Annotated in this window: 18 protein-coding genes and 1 tRNA gene; 12 read left to right on the plus strand and 7 right to left on the minus strand. The window is 69.6% G+C overall.

Annotation, left to right across the window (positions count from 1 at the left end):
* Window positions 1-468 precede the first annotated feature (468 nt).
* Window positions 469-1,821 carry an NAD(P)/FAD-dependent oxidoreductase gene (locus tag H9Y04_RS07145; RefSeq protein ID WP_187812807.1) on the plus strand — a complete coding sequence of 451 codons (1,353 nt, stop codon included), beginning with the start codon at window positions 469-471 and terminating at the stop codon, window positions 1,819-1,821.
* 70 nt (window positions 1,822-1,891) lie between these two features.
* Here H9Y04_RS07145 and H9Y04_RS07150 read toward each other — a convergent pair whose 3' ends face one another.
* On the minus strand, window positions 1,892-3,328 hold the full coding sequence (locus H9Y04_RS07150) for an NsdA family TPR-like regulatory protein (protein WP_187812808.1): 1,437 nt from the start codon (window positions 3,326-3,328) through the stop codon (window positions 1,892-1,894).
* Between the two features lie 365 nt (window positions 3,329-3,693).
* Between H9Y04_RS07150 and lipB the strand changes: the two genes are divergently transcribed.
* From lipB to H9Y04_RS07170, 4 genes are all read left to right on the plus strand, one after another.
* Window positions 3,694-4,488, plus strand: coding sequence for a lipoyl(octanoyl) transferase LipB (gene lipB / locus H9Y04_RS07155; RefSeq protein WP_187812809.1), 795 nt, complete (start codon window positions 3,694-3,696; stop codon window positions 4,486-4,488).
* Window positions 4,489-4,667: 179 nt separating this feature from the next.
* Window positions 4,668-5,633: a lipoyl synthase gene (gene lipA / locus H9Y04_RS07160; protein ID WP_187812810.1), complete on the plus strand. Its 966-nt coding sequence runs from the start codon at window positions 4,668-4,670 to the stop codon at window positions 5,631-5,633.
* Between the two features lie 248 nt (window positions 5,634-5,881).
* Window positions 5,882-6,085: an SCO2195 family GlnR-regulated protein gene (locus tag H9Y04_RS07165; RefSeq protein WP_187812811.1), complete on the plus strand. Its 204-nt coding sequence runs from the start codon at window positions 5,882-5,884 to the stop codon at window positions 6,083-6,085.
* Window positions 6,086-6,115: 30 nt separating this feature from the next.
* A complete protein-coding gene (locus H9Y04_RS07170; RefSeq protein WP_187812812.1) occupies window positions 6,116-6,817 on the plus strand; it encodes a DUF4191 domain-containing protein in 702 nt (233 codons plus the stop codon).
* Window positions 6,818-6,960: 143 nt separating this feature from the next.
* Here the strand turns inward: H9Y04_RS07170 and H9Y04_RS07175 are convergent, their stop codons facing one another.
* Window positions 6,961-7,428, minus strand: a complete 468-nt coding sequence (locus tag H9Y04_RS07175; RefSeq protein ID WP_187812813.1) for an RDD family protein — start codon at window positions 7,426-7,428, stop codon at window positions 6,961-6,963.
* 258 nt (window positions 7,429-7,686) lie between these two features.
* Between H9Y04_RS07175 and glnA the strand changes: the two genes are divergently transcribed.
* Window positions 7,687-9,096, plus strand: coding sequence for a type I glutamate--ammonia ligase (gene glnA / locus H9Y04_RS07180; protein ID WP_187812814.1), 1,410 nt, complete (start codon window positions 7,687-7,689; stop codon window positions 9,094-9,096).
* 122 nt (window positions 9,097-9,218) lie between these two features.
* Here the strand turns inward: glnA and H9Y04_RS07185 are convergent, their stop codons facing one another.
* Window positions 9,219-9,959 (minus strand): tyrosine-type recombinase/integrase, encoded by a 741-nt coding sequence (locus H9Y04_RS07185; protein ID WP_308800885.1) that lies wholly within the window; start codon window positions 9,957-9,959, stop codon window positions 9,219-9,221.
* Between the two features lie 26 nt (window positions 9,960-9,985).
* Here H9Y04_RS07185 and H9Y04_RS07190 point away from each other — a divergent pair, with 26 nt between their 5' ends.
* Window positions 9,986-11,002, plus strand: a complete 1,017-nt coding sequence (locus H9Y04_RS07190) for an NsdA family TPR-like regulatory protein (protein ID WP_236070610.1) — start codon at window positions 9,986-9,988, stop codon at window positions 11,000-11,002.
* Between the two features lie 917 nt (window positions 11,003-11,919).
* Here the strand turns inward: H9Y04_RS07190 and H9Y04_RS07200 are convergent.
* A tRNA-OTHER gene (locus H9Y04_RS07200) sits at window positions 11,920-12,034 on the minus strand.
* A 301-nt stretch (window positions 12,035-12,335) separates the two neighbouring features.
* Window positions 12,336-12,548, minus strand: coding sequence for a hypothetical protein (locus tag H9Y04_RS07205; protein ID WP_187812815.1), 213 nt, complete (start codon window positions 12,546-12,548; stop codon window positions 12,336-12,338).
* Window positions 12,549-12,733: 185 nt separating this feature from the next.
* Between H9Y04_RS07205 and H9Y04_RS07210 the strand changes: the two genes are divergently transcribed.
* The gene (locus H9Y04_RS07210; protein WP_187812816.1) at window positions 12,734-13,009 is read left to right on the plus strand and encodes a hypothetical protein; all 276 of its coding nucleotides are present in this window, start codon (window positions 12,734-12,736) and stop codon (window positions 13,007-13,009) included.
* 300 nt (window positions 13,010-13,309) lie between these two features.
* On the opposite strand, the gene H9Y04_RS07215 is transcribed toward H9Y04_RS07210, so the two are convergent.
* A complete protein-coding gene (locus tag H9Y04_RS07215) occupies window positions 13,310-14,350 on the minus strand; it encodes a DUF1214 domain-containing protein (RefSeq protein ID WP_308800886.1) in 1,041 nt (346 codons plus the stop codon).
* Window positions 14,347-14,613, minus strand: coding sequence for a hypothetical protein (locus H9Y04_RS47935; protein WP_308800887.1), 267 nt, complete (start codon window positions 14,611-14,613; stop codon window positions 14,347-14,349). The genes H9Y04_RS07215 and H9Y04_RS47935 overlap by 4 nt, the downstream gene beginning before the upstream one ends.
* Before the next feature lie 263 nt (window positions 14,614-14,876).
* On the opposite strand from H9Y04_RS47935, the gene H9Y04_RS07220 reads away from it, so the two are divergent.
* The 4 genes from H9Y04_RS07220 (at window position 14,877) to H9Y04_RS07235 (ending at window position 19,319) form a co-directional block, all read left to right on the plus strand.
* Complete coding sequence (locus H9Y04_RS07220) at window positions 14,877-15,728, plus strand: DUF8832 domain-containing protein (protein WP_187812817.1); 852 nt, start codon at window positions 14,877-14,879, stop codon at window positions 15,726-15,728.
* A gap of 104 nt (window positions 15,729-15,832) precedes the next feature.
* Window positions 15,833-17,131: an MFS transporter gene (locus H9Y04_RS07225; protein ID WP_187812818.1), complete on the plus strand. Its 1,299-nt coding sequence runs from the start codon at window positions 15,833-15,835 to the stop codon at window positions 17,129-17,131.
* Window positions 17,132-17,219: 88 nt separating this feature from the next.
* Window positions 17,220-17,660, plus strand: a complete 441-nt coding sequence (locus tag H9Y04_RS07230; RefSeq protein ID WP_187812819.1) for a hypothetical protein — start codon at window positions 17,220-17,222, stop codon at window positions 17,658-17,660.
* 111 nt (window positions 17,661-17,771) lie between these two features.
* Window positions 17,772-19,319 (plus strand): hypothetical protein, encoded by a 1,548-nt coding sequence (locus H9Y04_RS07235; RefSeq protein ID WP_187812820.1) that lies wholly within the window; start codon window positions 17,772-17,774, stop codon window positions 19,317-19,319.
* Window positions 19,320-19,352 lie beyond the last annotated feature (33 nt).

Below are 19,352 nucleotides of genomic sequence, written 5' to 3' on the forward strand. Positions count from 1 at the left end.
GCGGCAGCCGGTTGTGGGGCGACAGCCGACGGTGGGCGGCATCGGTGGTGTGGCGGCAGCCGGTTGTGGGGCGACAGCCGACGGTGGGCGGCATCGGTGGTGTGGCGGCAGCCGGTGGTATCGCGGTGTGGGACGGCAGCCGGTGGTAGGGCGGCGGGGCGGCAGCCAGCACCGCTCATGGCCAGCCCCCCGTGACGACAGGGCCCCGTGACCGCAGGGCCCCGTGACCACAGGGCCTCATGACCACAGCGCCTCACGACCACAGCGCCTCACGACCACAGGCCCTCATGACCGAGGCACTCCGTGCCCCTCGGGCGCACAGCCGTGCGACCCCGTGCCACCACGCTCTGCCCGCGCGCGACTACAACCCGGACCCTTCGCGGCCTAACCTTCGAGCCGAACTCGGGTGTCCCCACCCCGAGTTGGGGGCATGACGCCCCCGCGGCCACTCACCCCCGGGAGGCACTCGTGCTGGAGCCCTCGCACCACGCCGACGTCATCATCGTGGGAGCCGGAGTCGCCGGCCTCTCGGCAGCCCTGCAGCTGACCGGCGCAGGCGTGAGCACCCTCGTGGTGGAAGCGGCCCCGGACGTGGGCGGGCGGATGGCGACCGAGCAGATCGACGGCTTCCGGCTCGACCGTATCGGACAGCTGCTCTCCACCTCGTATCCGGAGCTGCGCCGCACGCCCGGCCTCGACACGCTCGAACTGCGCCCCTTCTCGCCGGGTGTGCTCGTGCACAACGAGGGCCGCCTGCAGCGCAGTTGGGAGCCCAGGTCCAGCCTGCGGCTCGGTCCGCGCACCGGCCGGAGCGCGAGGGGCGCACTCACCGCGGCGCGCGCCCTCGCGAGCGCCCCCAGGGTGCGGTCCCGCCGCAGCTGTCCGCCGCTCGGCGGAGCGCTCGACCAGGCGCGTCTGGGCGCGGCGTTCGCCCGGCTCGCCGCCACGCCGCTCGACCGCCTGCTCGCCAGGCCCGAACAGGCCTCCCTGGACGCCCTGTTGTCGCGTGGCCTGCCGTCCCGCACGGTAGAAACGTTCCTGCGCCCCCTGCTCTCCGCGCTCCTCTGCGACCCCTCGCTCACCACGTCCAGCCGTTGCGCCGACCTGGCGCTGCGCGGCTACGCCCGCGGCCGTCTGAGCGTCCCCGCGGGCGGCGCACAGACCCTGCCGCGACTGCTCGCTTCGGCCCTCCCGCCCGGCACGATCCGTACGGGAGTGAAGGCCGTCGATATATCTACGACCTCCGTCCGTACGGCCGGGCACGGCGAACTCACGTGCCGCGGCGTCGTACTGGCCACCGGCGCACGGCAGGCCGCGGAGCTCCTCCCCGGCCTGCGCATGCCGGACTTCCACCCGCTCACGGTGCTGCACCACACGGCCCCGCACTCCCCGCTCGCGGAGCCGGCCCTGATCCTGGACGCCGACGGATCCGGGCCGATCGCGCACACGGCGGTCCTGAGCGAGGTCGACCCCTCACGCGCGCCCGCGGGCCGTCCGCTGATCACCTCGGTGGTCCTCGGGCCGCCGCCTCCGGAGTCCGAGGTCCGCGCCCAACTCGCCCGGCTCTACGGCACGTCGACCGCGTCCTGGGACCTGCTCGCCGTCCACCACGACCCGGAGGCGGTCCCCACGATGCCCGCCCCCCACGACGTCCGGCGCCCGGTCCGCCTCCTGGCCGGCCTCTACGTCTGCGGCGACCACCGCGATACGAGTACGGTCCAGGGCGCCCTCTTCTCCGGCCGCCGCGCGGCCCACGCGGTCCTCCACGACTTCGGCCTCGCGCCCGTCGCTGCCGAGGAGGCGACGCCTGTGGCGGCGTGAACGGCGGGGTTGCCGCGTACGACCTCTCTGCGGGGGTGCGCCTGCGGCCGGCCGGTCACCCAGCGGGGGCTCAGCCCAGCGCCGCCACCCGGTCCCGGTACCCCCGTACAGGCGTCGCATCGCGATACGGCTCCAACCGCCGCTCGAAGTCCCGCACATACTCCACGGCCCGAGCCGACCGCATCTCCGACGCCTGCTGAGCCGCCTCCGCCCCCAGCGCACAGGCCTGGTCCAACTCCCCAAGACCCAACCGCGCCGTGGCAAGCACCACCCGGCAGAACAGCCGCGACCGCGCAAACCCCGGCGCCCGCAACTGCAACGACCGCTCCGCATTCTGCGCGGACGCACGGAACTGCTGCAGATCCCGGTGGCAGTGCCCGAACTCGTCCGCCAACTGCGCCTCGTCGAAGAACCGCGCCCAGTACGGCACTTCGTCCCCCGGCCGCGCCCCGTCCAGCGCACGCTCCGCCCGTACGAGCGAGGCCGTGCACGCCCGCACATCCCCGAGCACCCCATGCCCCCGCGCCTCGACCGAGTGCAGCAGCGCCTGCACCACGGGCGGCGCCGAGGACCCGATGCCCTGCTGCGCCACCCGCGCAAGCTGCACCGCCTCACGCCCGTGCCCGAGATAGACCGCCTGCCGGCTCATCGTCACCAGCACATACGAGCCGTACGCCCGGTCACCCGCCGCCTGCGAAAGCCGCAGCGCCTGCACGAAGTACCGCTGCGCGAGCCCATGGGCCGCGATGTCGTACGAGGTCCAGCCGGCGAGCCGGGTCAGATCGGCGGCGGCGGCGAACAGCCGCCGCCCCGCGCTCTCGCTGTACGTCCCGCGCAGCATGGGCTCGGCCTCGTGCTCCAGATAACGCACCAGCGCCTGCCGGGCATGACCACCGCCGTACGCATGGTCGAGGGCGCGGAAGAGCTCGCCGACCGAACGTAAGGCGGCGATATCGCCACTGGTGACCTTCTGGCCGGGTCCGCGCTCCGTCTGCTGCCGCTGCCGCGGCACCCCGGTCCGCCCCTGCGCGGGCACCCGGGCAGGCGCCTCTCCCCTGCCGACGCGCTCGTCGGCCCGCCCGATCAGCCAGTCACGGCTGGGCACGACGAGACCGGCCGGTGTGAACGCGATCTTCCGCAGCTCGGCATGGCTGCCGGAGTCCTTGCGCCACAGACCGCTGACGATGTCCACGGCCTCCTCGGGAGTCGCGGCGAACTCCAGACCCGCATAGACGGGAGCACAGGCGTCGAGCCCGAGGTCCTGCGCGGTGAGCCGGCGGCCGAGACGGCGTGTGAACACCTCTGCGATCAGCGCGGGGGTGGTTCCGCGCGGCTGCTGGCCGCGCAGCCAGCGGGTCACGGAGGTTTTGTCGTAGCGCAGATCGAGGCCGTGCTCCAGGCCCAGCTGGTCGACCCTGCGGGCCAGACCGGCATTGGAGAACCCTGCCTCTGCGATGAGCGCGGCGAGCTGGCGGTTGGGGGTGCGCTGCGGAGGTCGTTCCGTCATCAGCTCTGCGGTCTCCTGCCGATCGGGTCCTGGCGGCGGGTTCGGGTCGGTGTGGGCTCACTTCGTCCGCAGCGCGGTGTATGCCGTATGCGGTCCGCATGTGCGCTGGGGTCCAGCCGCCGGACGGCGCGAATGTAGTGGCTGGGGCAGGGGGTGTCGGAGGGATACCGAGGTATTCATCCGATCGTGTGAGGGAACGCTTTCTGTCGGCGCGCCCGCAGCGCTCCGGGCCTCGGGCGGGCCCGGACCACCCGCCCAGGGCACCGACCCGTACGCGAGTCGTACAGTTGCTCGCGGGACATTCACGTGCAGCCTGCAGGCAAGTCACTCCGGCCGCGCGACGCAGCAACAGGGAGGCACCCGCAGTGAGCGAGTTCCAGTTCGTCCGGATGGGATTCGGCGCCGACATGGTCGACTACCAGGTCGCGTGGGACGAGCAGCGCCGTGTGCACGCCGCCCGGTTCGAGGACGAGATCCCCGACACCTGTCTGCTGCTCGAACACCCGCCGGTCTATACGGCGGGCCGCCGCACCGCCCCCGAGGAGCGCCCCCTCGACGGCACCCCGGTCATCGACGTGGACCGCGGCGGAAAGATCACCTGGCACGGACCCGGCCAGCTGGTGGGCTACCCCATCCAGAAGCTGCCGCGCCCCGTCGACGTCATCGCGCACCTGCGGCGCCTCGAGGACGCGATGATCGCCGTATGCGCGGAGTTCGGCATCACGACCTCCCGTGTCGAGGGCCGCGCCGGTGTCTGGGTGCTCGGCGACCCGGTCGAGGACCGTCCCCGCTTCGGCGGCCTGACGCTGGACTTCGACCCGCGCTCCACCGACCCGGAGTTCGACCCCCGTCTGAACGGTCCGGAGTACGCGCCCTCCAACGCCGGCCAGCGCGCCGAGGACCGCAAGATCTGCGCGATGGGCATCCGCGTCGCCAAGGGCGTCACGATGCACGGCTTCGCGCTGAACGTGAACCCGGACACCTCGAACTTCGACAAGATCATCCCGTGCGGGATCCGCGACGCGGGCGTCACCTCCCTCTCGTACGAGCTGGGCCGTGAGGTCACCATCGAAGAGGTGCTCCCGGTCGCCGAGAAGCATCTGCAGAGGATCCTGGGCGACGCGGACCTGAAGCCGCGCGAGGTCGAGCCGGTCGCCTAGGACCCGCACCTCGCCCAGGCCGGGGACCCGCTCCGATCCGACGGAACGGCCGCGACCGGCCTGACCGCCGTACGAGGGAATGCGGGCGAGCAGCCTGGGGTTGCCCTCGACGCAAGGCCGCACAAACAACGGGCGTACCCTGGTGTACGCCGAAGAATCGAAGCTGTAGGGAGCCCGACGTGTCCGCTGTCGCACCCGACGGACGCAAGATGCTGCGCCTGGAGGTCCGGAACTCCCAGACCCCCATCGAGCGCAAGCCCGAGTGGATCAAGACCCGGGCGAAAATGGGCCCCGAGTACACGAAGATGCAGAACCTCGTGAAGGGCGAGGGTCTGCACACCGTGTGCCAGGAGGCGGGCTGTCCCAACATCTACGAGTGCTGGGAGGACCGCGAGGCCACGTTCCTCATCGGCGGCGACCAGTGCACGCGGCGCTGTGACTTCTGCCAGATCGACACGGGCAAGCCCGAGGCGCTCGACCGTGACGAACCCCGCCGTGTCGGCGAGTCCGTGGTCACCATGGACCTCAACTACGCCACCATCACCGGCGTCGCCCGCGACGACCTGGAGGAAGGCGGCGCCTGGCTGTACGCCGAGACGGTGCGCCAGATCCACCAGCAGACCGCCGAGCGCGCCGACGGCCGCACCAAGGTCGAGCTGCTCGCCCCCGACTTCAACGCGGTCCCGGAGCTCCTCAAGGAGGTCTTCGAGTCCCGCCCCGAGGTCTTCGCGCACAACGTCGAGACCGTGCCGCGGATCTTCAAGCGGATCCGCCCCGGCTTCCGTTACGAGCGCTCCCTCGGCGTCATCACCGCGGCCCGCGACTTCGGTCTGGTGACCAAGTCCAACCTGATCCTCGGCATGGGCGAGACCCGCGAAGAGGTCAGCGAGGCGCTGCAGCAGCTGCACGACGCAGGTTGCGACCTGATCACGATCACGCAGTACCTGCGCCCCTCCGTGCGGCACCACCCCGTGGAGCGCTGGGTGAAGCCGCAGGAGTTCGTGGAGCTCAAGGAGGAGGCCGAGGAGATCGGCTTCGCCGGCGTCATGTCGGGTCCGCTCGTCCGCTCCTCGTACCGCGCGGGCCGGCTGCACCAGATGGCGATCGAGAAGCGGGGCGCCTTCATCGCCTCGCAGGCGGTCTGATCCCCCCGGCACTCCCACCGCTTGTGATTTCGCGCACAAGAAACTACTCACGCGTAATGGCGTGAAGACGCGGCCCGTACGATCCCCGCAGGCAGGGGCTCCGTACGGGCCGCGTCAGGTTTTGACCAGGCACGTCAAGGCTTCATTCGTGTTTGACCGGTCGGACACGCACTGGTAACACCAATCAGTGAGCCTGGACTTACGCCACGTAAGACCCGCCGCCGCACCTGACCGAGGGGGACCACGACATGCAGGCCGCGCCCGTACGCGCCACCGCCATCCCGTCCGTGACCGACGCCCTGCGCGCCATGGAGACGCTGCTGCTCGGCAGCGGACAGCGCACCGCCCGCCGCAACGCCTGGACGTCCGTGCTCGAAGACCGGCGTCGCGCGAAGGACCGCGTGGAGACTCAGCGGGTCCTGGAAGCAGCTGTCGCAGCCCGCACGTCGTAGTCCTTCCGCCAGGCACGTAAACTTCCCAGCATGGCGAGGAAGGACGACGCAGCGAGCGCTGCGAACCCGGGGCGACTCAAGCAGATCGCTCTCACTTACAAAATGACCCGACGGGCCGATTCGAAGATCGGTCTGATCATTGCCGCAGTGGGAATCGTCACCTTCGGTGTCTTCCTCGGGATCGGCTTCCTGATCGGACACCCGATCTATCTCGGCATCCTGGGCTTCGTGCTCGCCTTCCTTGCGATGGCGATCGTCTTCGGGCGCCGGGCCGAGCGGGCCGCATTCGGACAGATGGAGGGCCAGCCCGGTGCGGCTGCCGCCGTTCTGGACAATGTGGGCCGTGGCTGGTCGACGACTCCCGCGGTCGCGATGAACCGCAGTCAGGACGTGGTCCACCGGGCGGTGGGCAAGGCCGGCATCGTACTGATCGCCGAGGGCAACCCGAACCGGGTCAAGAGCCTGCTCGCTGCCGAGAAGAAGAAGATGGCGCGGATCGTCAACGACGTTCCGGTGCACGACTTCATCGTGGGCAACGAAGAGGGTCAGGTGCCGCTCAAGAAGCTGCGCACCACGATGCTCAAGCTCCCCCGCGTCCTGACCGGCCCGCAGGTCACCACGACCAACGACCGGCTGCGCGCGATGGGCGACCTGATGAGCAACATGCCGATCCCGAAGGGTCCGATGCCCAAGGGCATGCGGATGCCGCGCGGTGGCCAGAACGGCCGCTGAGTCTCTCCCTACGTCAACGGGGCGCCCGGAACCTTCTCGGTTCCGGGCGCCCCGTTTTTGTGTGCCCTGATCGGCGTTTCCGTGTGCCCTGATCGGCGATATGCCGGTGCCCATGGGCCCGATGCCCGAGGGGATGCGGTCGGTCAGATCCGGACCTGGACCGCGCGCACCAGGCGGTCGTGCAGGCCGCGGCCGTCGCGGTCCCAGATGAGGGCCGGGATGGCGAGGCACAGCAGGACGCTGCGCAGGAACACGCGGCCGATGCCGAGACGGTGGCCGCCCTCGGCGACGACCCGCAGGCCGAGGATGCGCTTGCCCGGGGTGGAACCGATGGTTCCTACGGTGAGGACGCTCATCACGAGCAGGACGAGCACGGCCCAGTTGCCGGCGGCCTGGGTGTCACCCTGCGCGAGCAGGCCGTATGCGATCAGCATGCACAGGGCCCAGTCGATGACGAGGGCGGCGATCCTGCGGCCCGGCCGCGCGATCGAGCCCGGCCCGTGCTCGGGCAGACCCAGCTGCTCGCCGCGGTAGCCGAACTCGACGCCCATGTCCTCGGCGGTCTGCCGGGGCCCTGACAGCCACGATCCGATTGCTTGCCTGTTGTCCACGGGTCCACGGTACTGCGCCCCGTTTCGTACGGGACCGGGCGGGTGGCTTCCCGTACGGCGCGAGGCCGTTTCCCGTACGGCGGGAGCGGGGCGGTGAGACGCCTGTCACTCCGGGCCGGTTAACTTCCGCGAAACAAATGGGTCATGCTTGAGAAATCCCCCGTCCTTATGGTCGGGTCCAGCGTGTGCCACCGCACTGGCCGCACCGACAGCGAGACAGCCCCGGCTCCACCCCGGACCGGGAGTAGGAGGAGCTGGATGTTCCAGAACGCCGACGACGCCAAGAAGTACATCGCAGACGAGGACGTGAAGTTCGTCGACGTCCGCTTCTGCGACCTGCCGGGTGTGATGCAGCACTTCACGGTGCCCGCGGCGGCGTTCGACCCGGACGAGGAGCTGGCCTTCGACGGTTCGTCGATCCGCGGCTTCCAGGCGATCCACGAGTCCGACATGGCGCTGCGCGCGGACCTGTCGACCGCCCGTGTCGACCCCTTCCGCCGCGACAAGACGCTGAACGTCAACTTCTTCATCCACGACCCGATCACGGGCGAGCAGTACTCCCGTGACCCGCGCAACGTGGCGAAGAAGGCCGAGGCCTACCTCGCGTCCACGGGTATCGCCGACACCGCGTACTTCGGCCCCGAGGCCGAGTTCTACGTCTTCGACTCGGTGCGCTTCGAGACCTCCGCCAACAAGTCGCTCTACGAGATCGACTCCGAGGCGGGCGCCTGGAACACCGGCGCGGTCGAGAACAACCGTGGCTACAAGGTCCGTTACAAGGGCGGCTACTTCCCGGCCCCGCCGGTCGACCACTTCGCCGACCTGCGCGCCGAGATCTCCCTCGAGCTGGACCGCCAGGGTCTGCAGGTCGAGCGCCAGCACCACGAGGTGGGCACCGCCGGCCAGGCCGAGATCAACTACAAGTTCAACACGCTGCTCGCCGCGGCCGACGACCTGATGCTCTTCAAGTACATCGTGAAGAACGTCGCGTGGCGCAACGGCAAGACCGCGACCTTCATGCCGAAGCCGATCTTCGGTGACAACGGCTCGGGCATGCACGTCCACCAGTCGCTGTGGCAGGGCGGCTCGCCGCTCTTCTACGACGAGGCGGGTTACGCGGGTCTGTCGGACACCGCCCGCTACTACATCGGCGGCATCCTCAAGCACGCCCCGTCGCTGCTCGCCTTCACGAACCCGACGGTGAACTCGTACCACCGCCTGGTCCCCGGCTTCGAGGCCCCGGTCAACCTGGTCTACTCGCAGCGCAACCGCTCCGCGGCCATGCGTATCCCGATCACGGGCTCGAACCCGAAGGCCAAGCGCGTCGAGTTCCGCGCGCCCGATCCGTCCTCGAACCCGTACCTCGCGTTCTCGGCGCTGCTCCTCGCGGGCCTCGACGGCGTCAAGAACAAGATCGAGCCGGCCGAGCCGATCGACAAGGACCTCTACGAGCTCGCCCCCGAGGAGCACGCGGGCGTCCCGCAGGTCCCGACCTCGCTCCCGGCGGTCCTCGAGGCCCTTGAGCAGGACAACGAGTACCTGCAGGCGGGCGGCGTCTTCACGTCGGACCTGATCGAGACGTGGATCGACTACAAGCGCACGAACGAGATCGCCCCGATCCAGCTGCGTCCGCACCCGCACGAGTTCGAGCTGTACTTCGACATCTAGAAAGTACGCAGGTCAGAGCCGGTTTCTAAGGCTCTGGGCCGTACATGGGCCGTGGGCCGTGTCCTTCCCCGTTTTCGAGGAGGGCGCGGCCCACGGTCGTTTGATGTGCGGTTGTTGATCAGCTACTCACCCAAGGCGGCATCGATGGCGCGGCGAGCGCGTTCACTGCTGTTGGGCATCAGGTACGTGTACGTGCGGAGTGTGAAGCCAGGGTCCGAGTGTCCGAGGTACTCAGCGAGGGCCTTGATGTTCTCGCCTGCGTCGAGGAGCACCGAGGCGTAGTAGTGCCTGAGCGCGTGCATCCCATGCTCGCGGGACGCCTTGAACCGCTCCCCCGGTTGGCGCTCCGGGATGACCTCAGCGGTGACGAGGGCAGGCTTCCAGAGGTACATGTTGAAGTAATTCCGGTTCAGCGCCTTGTGCTCTCGCGTGTAGAGGAGCAGCGCGGCAGTCACCGGCGGTCCATCCGGGGTCTTCCACGGCAGGGTGACTTCGAGCGGCGGACGTTGGGTGATGTGCTGCGTGAGCAACGTCGCGGTCGTGTCCGCCAGCGGTACGTCTCGGATCTTGCCTCCCTTTGGCGGTGCGAAGACGAGTTCCGAGCCGATCATCTTGACCTGAAGGCCAACGCGGATCATGCCGCTCAGGAAGTCCACCTTGTCCACGGCCAAGCCAAAGACTTCACCTTGTCGCAGCCCGCAGCCGGAGGCGAGATCCACGGTCAATCGGTACTGGTCAGGAAGGCCCTCACGTACGGCCCGCACTCGCTCGCGAGACCACGGCTCCACCTTGCGCCGCTCGACCTTCGGCGCCCGAACCGACCGAGCACGGCACGGGTTACGCGTGATCAGTCCGTCATCCACGGCGGCTTGCGGCCGTATTCGGCACGGTGACGCATGCGCTCTTCCCAGCGGCCGGCCGCCGCGATGGCAACGCCGAAATCGTGGCCGTGAGTGGCATGGAAACCCTCGACATCATCAGCCGTTTGCAGTCCTCCGACGTGGACAACTCCACGTTGGAAGCCCTCAGGATCACCACCGATCGGCTGTGCTCCGAGTACCCGTACCTCCCGAGCGGACAGCTCGTGACGGAGGGGCGGCAATGGCTCAAGCGGGTCGCTGGACTCCAGGGCCAGCGGCTGACCCTCGCTCAGCACAAGGAAGTTCTCACCCTGTCCGGATGGCTCGCGCTCCTAGTGGAATGCGTTGAGTACGACATGGGTGACCGCCCTGCGGCAGAGAGCACACGCCGAGCGGCCCTGTCCCTTGCGAACGAATCCGAGAACGGCGAGATCGCGGGATGGGCGCACGAGATGCGGGCTTGGTTCTGCCTCACGACGGGCGACTACCGGGGCATCATCGCGGCATCTCAGGCGGGTACGGACGTGGCCCCGCACCATGGCGTAGCCATCCAACTTGCGGCCCAGGAAGCCAAGGCGTGGGCGAGGCTCAAGGATCGGCGGCAGACCGAAGTAGCCCTTGATCGAGGGCGGAAGCTGCTCGAAGGCATGCCGTACCCGGAAAACCTGGACAACCACTTCGTAGTGGACCCAGCGAAGTTCGATTACTACGCGATGGACTGCTACCGACTGCTCGGTGAGGACCGCATCGCCGAGACCTTGGCCCAAGAGGTCATCCGTGCCAGCACAGACTTTGACGGCACCGAGCGCGCTCCGATGCGCATGGCCGAGGCAAGGCTCACCCTTGGGGTCGTAGCAGCTCGACAGGGCGACGTGGAGCAGGCCGTCAACTACGGTGAGCTGGCGCTGACAGCGGAGCGGCAGTCCCTGCCATCGCTGCTCATGGTCAGCCGAGAACTGGCAGCCATTGTCCATCGTGACTACGCCGACGAGGCGGCAGGCCGGGAATACCTGGATCACCTGAACACGCTGACGCGCGCCACCTGAGCCCGTTACAGGTTTCTCTACCTCGATCAAGGCGCCCCGCACGGCGGGGCGCGCGCCGCTCGATGCGCGGCCCGGCCTCCATGTCTTCGCCACCGGCCGGCCGCGCAGGCGGCGCGCTCGGTGACGGGGGCTATCGGGGGAGACCTGTAGTCGGCCAAGGAGCGGTCGGCTCCGACGACTTTAGACAGCCACCATGGGGCGAGCCTCGAAGATCATGGCCCCGATTCGGGCTATTGCGGGCAGGTCCAGTGACTGCCCGAATCGCGGTCAGCGTAAGGGGCCATGATCACTCGCCCCATGGCAGCTCCAGTCCAAAGTCGCTACGCCGACCTTCGCAGCGATCTAGCCGCGTGGCAGACTGCCGCTCATGACAGTCAACCGAAAGGGCAATGCCGCGTAGGCGCCCGAAGGCCGTACGCGCTGAGCGGTGGCGGCCACCCAAGCACGTTCCAGTCCATCGGATACCTGGTGTATCCGCGCAAACCCGGGCAGCGATCCGCCGAGTTGAGGCCCAATACCTGTGGCCGAACGCCGTTGCCGATGCGCTCAGTCGATTCGAATGGGCCTTCAAGCAGCCGGGACGATACCTGACAGGACCCTACGAGAGTCCTGGTATCGAGATCGAAGATGGCCGAGATGACCTGGAAGTGGCGCTGCAACACCTCCCGAGAGGGGCCAGAGCCGATCTGGGCCGCTTGGTGGAACGGATCGATGCCGAGTTCGAACGCCGCACCCTCCCGGACCCCGGCCCGATGCACAACTGGACGGCCGGCCGCTGGTGGTGGTGGCGCATACGGGAGCGGTAGCCGTTCGTGCCCGTTCGGGCGGGGAACCACGGGGAAGACCGGTCAGCCACGGGGAGCGGGCATAGCAACGGCCCCCAACCGTGTCACCTGGTCAGAGGCCGTTCACCTGCGCGGTGGGTGTGGGATTTGAACCCACGGTGACTTGCGCCACGACGGTTTTCAAGACCGTGTACCTACGCCTGGGGCGGAGCCGGACGCTCGTACCCGAGGATGTCGTAAACCCAACGATCGAAGTACCGGGTTTCGGCCCCTCGGTCACCCTCGACAGACAGCCATTCGCGGGCAGCAATCGCCATGTGCGCCTCCGCTTGATCCGTCTCTGCAGGTCGGAGCTCTACCCAATCGGTCAGAGCGCCCCAGATGAGCGCGAGCGAGTAGCACGCATCATCGCCGCCGTCCCCCGCCGAGGTAAGACTGGCGAGGCCCAAGATCTCCAACCCTGGGTCGTACGGTGAGGCGTTGCTATCCAGCATGGCCTCCGCGCGCTCCCTGACTGCTGCGCGAAAGGCATCCGAGTCGTCCATGGTCTAGAGACTGCCTTCGCTGCTGACGGGCTCCGCATAGTCGAGGATGTACACAAGCCGTCCCCTGCGGGGCGAGCCGCTTCCGAGCTCCTCAACCTCGACATAGGTGACATCGTCGCGGGTGAACACCCCAGTCACCCGGAAGTCGAAGTCGTGCTGCGGGTAACCCGGATAGCGCCGAGCCCAGACGGAGCCGATCCGTGGCGGTGCGGTCATACCGCTCAGTGTGTCATCCGGCATCTGCCGTACAGCAGAAAAGTACAGCAACGCCACCGACCGTCACCTCTTGCTGTTGATCCTCAGAGCCCTCACGACCAGCCCAAGAGACCCCATCGAACGACCTGCCAAAGATTCGGGACGAAGAGTTCCGCCGTTGGGTGCGCTCAACTACAGTCCCGGCCGTGGGCACCTCAGAGGGCGACAGCCAAGACCAGCAACCAATTGCCCAGGGAGTGACCTTCCTTGATGGCTGCCGACGCGTGGTTCGTCGGCCCATCACGCTGGCTCCGCTGATCATCGCCACGCCAGCGCAAATCTGGGGTTACAACCACATCGATTCGCAGCCCTTGGTCGCAGCACTTGTAGTCGTGGTCTCGGGGGTCGTCGGCATAACGACCATGTCGCGCTTCCTCGCCACGAAATCCGGACAACAGCCAAGCAGCAGCGAACCGAACTGAGCTCTGGATCAGAGGTCGTCTGCCACCCTCGTAGAGCGCGTTCCCGGGCCGTCCGTGGGCCGTGGGAGGGTGCTCGACGCTGGCCAACGTTGACAATCGGTGACGGCTCAGAGCCAGGTCACGGCATTGATCGGCAGGAGGAAAACAGGTCAGCGACCCCGCGCATCACTTCTTCGACATCTGAAACGCGGGGTCGGAAATGCGCCGGTCGTTCTCCAGGCTCCTGTGCACCGCGTGTGCGCCGGTCCGGCGGCGGGCTCCTGACGTACGCGACGCGGTGGAACGGGCGGGCCGGGCGGGTCATGCGGGGCTGATGTACGAGAACCAGTGCTTTCCGGGCAGCGTCTGGATCCAGTTCGCTTCGTCCGCCGGATCGGCGGGCGGCTCGGGCCCGAAGTGGAGATCCACCGAACCGTCGTCGTTGTAGCGGAGTTCGCTGTCGCGGGAGCCGCGGTCGCCGCGCTGCTGCGGATTGTCGATCAGGCAGCGGGTGGCGATGTCGTAGACGGTCGCGGACCAGAACAGCTTGGCGGGCGGGTCGGCCGGCACATGCAGGGTGTAGGTCCTCGCGCCGTCGAGCCACTGCCCGTCCGCGTCCGTGTAGGACGCCAGGTACGCCTGCCCGAGCCCGGGCGTCTGCGACTTCATGGCGGCGGAGAAGCTGACGGCCTCGTAGAACCAGGCCGCGCGCTCCAGGAGTTGATCGTGGTGCTCGGCCCGCTGGTCGGAGCGGTCCAGCATCAGCACCAGGTCCCACTGCCGGTCGGGCCAGTAGCGCGAGCCGTCGAACCGCTTCGCGAAGCAGTTGGCCTGGGCCATCAACTCCCCGGTGGCGGTGGCACGTTCGAGGATGCCGGTCAGACGCTCATCCGGGGTGAACGGCTTCCCCTTCTCGATGCCGAGCTGCTTCAGCATGGCGAGAAAGAACCGGTCGCGCTCGTCCACGACCTCCGACTGGTAGATCCCGTGCAGCCGCTCCCAGTACGCGAGGCCGCGTGGCTGGTCCCCCGACCACGGCCGTCCCTGCGGCGACACGAGCCGCGTCGGTTCGGCCTCGGGGTCGCTGCCGTACGCGTACAGGCGCACCGCCTCGACGAGCGCCCGCGCCCGCTCCGGATCGGGATCCAGGGTGCGGAACCCGAACATGATGTTGATCCCCGTGGACCGCAGCACCCGCAGTCCGTCCGTATCGCTGTCGAGCGGGACGTCCTGGCCGGGCGGCACCACCAGATACCGGCCGCCCTGCCCCTGGTCGGGGCCCATCTCCCCCATCACGCCGATCTCCCGCTGCCAGAAGTCCGACACCCCGCCGGCGGTGGGGCCGGCGGGCAGCTCGATCACCAGGGGGCCGGTGGACGACAGGTCGACGAAGCCGAGGATGTACGGGGTGGTGGCGTTGCGGTGATCAGGCCGAGCCGGTCGCGGTAGTCCACGTAGTGGACGAGATCGTGGGGCCCGGCGCCGAACACCTCCCGGTGCACCTTCTGCCACTGCGCATACGACACGAGGGGCAGCGCCCACAGATACGCCTGGCAGGCCGGCTGAAAGTCGAGCTCGCCGAAGATCCGGCCCAGATCCTCGCGGCGTGGCAGATCCCCCTCCACCCGGAGCCCCCTCGACGCCTCCACCAAATGCCGCAGAATCGCCTATTCCGGTCATCGCGTGAACCTAAGGCCGGGAGTGGGGTGCCGCAACGCAGGCCAGGCCCGCCTCCCATGCCTGCGCCGTCGACAGAGGCTGCCGCCGAGGCCGGCGTACGAGAACTGGGCGAGAAGGGGTCGCCATATACCCCCCAGGGGTATATGGTTCTGATCGTCGGCCCGGACGGGGCGGCATCAGGACACCTAAGTGCAGCGGGGAGAACGTCATGAGCGAGTACGAAGGTCACGGGCACAGCAACCACAGCGGACACAGCAGTGCGCAGCCCGGAGGGCTTTCCGTGGCGCAGGACGGGTATGCGGTCGAGCTCGATGCCACCGTGCTCGGCGCCGGCCGCCAGACCGTGAGCTTCCGGGTGAACGGGCCCGACGGGCGGCCGGTGACGGAGTTCGAGGCCGAGCACGACAAGGAACTGCACTTCATCGCCGTACGGCGGGACACGGCCGGCTTCCAGCATGTGCACCCGGTGCGGGACGAGAAGGGCACCTGGAGCGTCGAGGTGGATCTGACGCCCGGGGACTGGCGGTTCTTCACCGATGTCCACCCGGCCGGTCACGACGGGACCCTGACGCTGGGGATCGACGCCGCCGTCGCCGGATCGTACGAGCCGCAGCCGCTGCCCGAGGTGACCGGGAGCGCGCGCAGCGGCGAGTACACCGTGACGCTCGACGGGGAGCTCCGGCCCGCCGAGGCAAGCGAGTTGACGCTCACCGTGCACCGGAACGGCCGTCCCGTCACCGACCTTCAGCCCTATCTGTCCGCGTACGGACATCTGGTCGCGCTGCGGGTCGGCGACCTGGGCTATCTCCATGTGCACCCGGAGGGCGAGCCCGGTGACGGGGTCACCCCGGCGGGTCCGGAGATCTCCTTCATGGCGGTCGCGCCGACGGCCGGTACCTACCGGCTGTTCCTGGACTTCCAGCACGAAGGCGTCGTACGGACGGCCGAGTTCACCGTGCGGACCGCCGAGGCCACCGCGCCCGGGCACGGATCCGAGCACGGACACGGACACGGCGGCCACGCCGGGCATCACGGCCACGCGCAGCACGCCCACCACTGAGGTGCCTCCGATGCGTAGCAAGGACTCCCCCGTCTGCTGTCGGCGCGGGGCACGGCCTCCGCCGCGGGGCCGTGCCCCGCCGTATGAACCCGAAGGAATCCGTCATGCGACTCTTCGCCCTCCGCGACTACCGTCTCCTCTTCGGCGCCCAGGTCATCGCCCTGTTCGGCACCGGCCTCACCACCGTGGCCCTCGGCCTCCTCGCCTACGAACTCGCGGGCCCCGGCGCCGGCATGGTCCTCGGCACCGCCCTCACGATCAAGATGGTCATGTACGTGGTCATCGCCCCGCTGACCGCCGCGTACATCGACCGGCTCCCCCGAAGAACCTTCCTGGTCCTGCTCGATGTGATCCGCGGGGCCGTGGTCCTCGCCCTGCCGCTCGTCTCCGAGGTCTGGCACATCTACGTCCTGATCGGGCTGCTCCAGGCCGCCTCCGCGGCGTTCACCCCGACGTTCCAGGCCGTCATCCCCGACATCGTCACCGACGAGTCCGCCTACACACGGGCCCTGTCCGCCTCGCAGGTCGCCTCCACCATGGAGAGTCTGCTGAGCCCCGTGCTCGCGGCGGTCGCCCTGGCCTTCATGAGCTTCGACCTGCTGTTCCTCGGCACCTCCGCAGGCTTCCTGCTCTCCGCGCTGCTCGTCCTGTCGGCACGCGTGCCGAACGCCCGGCCCAGCGCCCACACCAGGGCATGGGACAAGGCCGCGGCGGGGATCAGGACCTTCCTCACCACGCCCCGGCTGCGCGGCATCATGGCGCTCAACCTCGTGGTGGCCGCGGCCGGTTCGATCGTCGTCGTGAGCACCGTCAACTACGTACGGGACGAACTCGGCGGCTCGCAGTCGGGCGTGGCCTGGATGCTGGCGGCCTCCGGCACCGGCACCCTCGTGACGGCTCTCGTGCTGCCCCGCGTCCTCGACCGGATCGCCGCCCGCGCCGTCATGCTCACCGGAGCCGCGGTCCTCGTGGGCGGCACGGCCGCCGCGGTCGCGCTCGCCTCGGCCGGCGTCGGCTCCTGGGCCGGTACGGCGGTCACCTGGGCCGCGATCGGCAGCGGGATGGCGCTGATCATCACGCCGACCGGCAAGGTCCTGCGGGCCTCGGTCGCACGGAACGCGCTCCCCGAGGCGTTCGCGGCCCAGTTCTCGCTGTCGCACCTGGCCTGGCTGATCACCTACCCCGTCGCGGGCGGGCTCGGCACGCGTTACGGCTTCCCGCTCGCCTGGTCCGTTCTCGCGGTCCTCGCCGCGGCGGGCGCGGTCGGCGCCCTGCTGCTGTGGCCGCGCCACGACGGCCGGGCCCCGGCCGGCCACGCGACGGCCGTCCACCACACGCCCGGCACCGAGGACCTGGCCGCGGTCTCCGGGCAGGACCGCTCCTCCCTCACCAAGGCCGCCTGAACCACCCGTACGAAGGCCGCCCGAAGCACCTGTTCACCATGGGCACCCGCTGCCGCAAGGCCGCGGGTGCCCATGGTTTCCTGGGCGTATGTCTACGTCTCCGCTCGATGACGCCTCCGAGGAGCTGCTCGCCCTCGCCTTCGCCGCCATCGACCACGCCGTCGAATCCCTGCAGGCCACCAAGGGGCAGGGACTGACGACGTTCCTGCTCATGGAGTACGCGGACGGGCGGAAGCTGCAGCAGTGCCGCGCGGACACGTACGAGCGGGAGGCGGAGATCGCGCGGGAGCAGCTGCGGGCTGTCGGCGCGGACTGTCTGCGGTACGCGCTCGCGCACGACGGCTGGTTCACGGTGGAGCAGGAGCGGTCCGACGCCGTGATCGTGCAGGCCTGGGAGAACGACGGGGAGCCCGGGATCCAGTTCGCCCAGCGCTATGCCACGCATCGGCGCAAGCTGCGGCTCGCGTGCGAGGCGGTGGGTCATCCCGCGTTCGCGGGCGAGGTGGAGGCGCTGGGCTCGGCGGGCTGAGGCCGAAGGGGCGGCCCGTCCGCCGCGGGCGTGGGGAAATGCGTGTGACCTGTGAGCTTGTGCCCGCTTAGCATCGCCGGACAGGGAACGAGCGAGGCGGTGGGGTGCGCGATGACGGATCTGGTGTGCGGCGCCCTGGACCGACAGCACGGCCTCCTGGAGGCGACCCGTTCGTGGTCGGCCGAGGACTGGCTGGCCTGGGACGACGAGGTGCGCGTCCTCGGGCGGTGGCACTCCCAGGCGCTGCCCTCGCGCAGGGAGCTGTTCGGGGGCTCCGCGCTCGGCGAGACCGAGCGGCTGGCCGTCGCACTGTGCCACCCCGACGGACGGGTGCGCGAGCGTGCGCTCGGTGAGGTCACGACCGACAGCGGGCTCACGCCCCTCGTCGCCGTACGGAGCACCGACTGGGCCGGCCCCGTACGAGATCGGGCGCGTGCCCTGCTGCGGGATCTGCTGACCGCGGCCGAAGCCGTCCGGTACGCCGGTCTGCTGGTGCGGCTCGGGGAGCGTGCGCGTGGGGAGTTCGGGGCCGGGCTGCTGCGGGAGCTCATCGGCCCCGATTCGGTACGGCCGCTGCTCCACGACCCCGACCGCCAAGTGCGGCGCCACGCCCACCGGCTCGCCGTGGACCGACGGTGGCTCGACGCGCGTGCGTCGGCGAGGAGAGCGGCCGAGGATCCCGATGCCGTCGTGCAGCAGTTGTGCGCCGACGCCGCACTCCGCGACGTGACGGAGGAGGACGCCGATGAGGTGTTGCACGCCCTGCTGGGCGCACGCAGTGCACGGGCGCGTTCCGCGGGGGTCACCGCGCTGCGGCGGCTCGGGCGGGGCGAGCGTGCCTGGGACTTCCTGGTCGACCGGAACGCTCTGGTGCGGGCGTGCGCGCGGTATGTCGTACGGCAGGACGGTGGCGATCCGCGGGAGTTCTACGCGGAGTTGTGCGCCGACCCGCTGTCCCTCGAAGTGCCGCCCGGCGCGGTGATCGGTCTCGCCGAATGCGGGGACCGTGCCGATGCCGGGGTGCTCTGGGCGTGCACCGGACACGAGTGGGACGCCGTGCGCGCCTCCGCCGTGGCCGGGCTGCGCGCGCTGGATCTGGCACTCCCGGACCGGCTCCTTCCGCTGCTCGACGACGAGTCGCCCAAGGTCGTACGGGAGGTCGTCGCCGCGCTGTTGCCGGATGCCGCGCGGTTGCCGGGCGCATGGCTGGCGGAGCGGCTCGCACCCGGACGCGAGCGGCATACGCGGGTCGCCGCGTTCCGGCTGCTCTCGGCGAGGGGCGGTGTGCCTCAACTGCGGGTCTGTGTATCCCTGTTGGAGAACGAGGACGAGGACGAGCGGCTGCGGCGCTGGGCCGAACAGTCCGTGCAGCGCTGGCAGCCCGGCCGTGAAGTGCCGCGTGGCGATGCGGAGGTGGCGGCGCTGCTCACTCGCAGCGCGCATCTGTTCAGCGGGGACGCGCTGCGGGAGAGGCGGCGGGCGGCCGGGGTCCCGGTGGAGAGCCGGGACAAGGGGCAGGAGAGCCAGGAGAAGGGGCAGGAGAGGCAGACGGAGGGGCGGGCAGAGGGCCAGGTGGAGGGGCAGCTCGAGAAGCGGGCGAGAACCTGGGGCCTCCGGATGGGTCAGGGCATGCGGAGGCTGCGGCGCTCAAGAGGCTGAAGGGCCAAAGCGGCTGAGGGGCCAAAGGGGTTG

Origin of the sequence: Streptomyces polyasparticus (genome assembly GCF_014493765.1) — a bacterium.
Classification (GTDB): domain Bacteria; phylum Actinomycetota; class Actinomycetes; order Streptomycetales; family Streptomycetaceae; genus Streptomyces; species Streptomyces polyasparticus.

Excerpts from the sequence above, each read along its gene's own strand:
- H9Y04_RS07150 (WP_187812808.1), bottom strand. The coding sequence starts at position 3,328 with ATGACGGAACGACCTCCGCAGCGCACCCCCAACCGCCAGCTCGCCGCG.
- H9Y04_RS07165 (WP_187812811.1), top strand. The coding sequence starts at position 5,882 with ATGCAGGCCGCGCCCGTACGCGCCACCGCCATCCCGTCCGTGACCGAC.
- H9Y04_RS07170 (WP_187812812.1), top strand. The coding sequence starts at position 6,116 with ATGGCGAGGAAGGACGACGCAGCGAGCGCTGCGAACCCGGGGCGACTC.
- glnA (WP_187812814.1), top strand. The coding sequence starts at position 7,687 with ATGTTCCAGAACGCCGACGACGCCAAGAAGTACATCGCAGACGAGGAC.
- H9Y04_RS07205 (WP_187812815.1), bottom strand. The coding sequence starts at position 12,548 with ATGACCGCACCGCCACGGATCGGCTCCGTCTGGGCTCGGCGCTATCCG.
- H9Y04_RS07220 (WP_187812817.1), top strand. The coding sequence starts at position 14,877 with ATGAGCGAGTACGAAGGTCACGGGCACAGCAACCACAGCGGACACAGC.
- H9Y04_RS07225 (WP_187812818.1), top strand. The coding sequence starts at position 15,833 with ATGCGACTCTTCGCCCTCCGCGACTACCGTCTCCTCTTCGGCGCCCAG.
- H9Y04_RS07230 (WP_187812819.1), top strand. The coding sequence starts at position 17,220 with ATGTCTACGTCTCCGCTCGATGACGCCTCCGAGGAGCTGCTCGCCCTC.
- H9Y04_RS07235 (WP_187812820.1), top strand. The coding sequence starts at position 17,772 with ATGACGGATCTGGTGTGCGGCGCCCTGGACCGACAGCACGGCCTCCTG.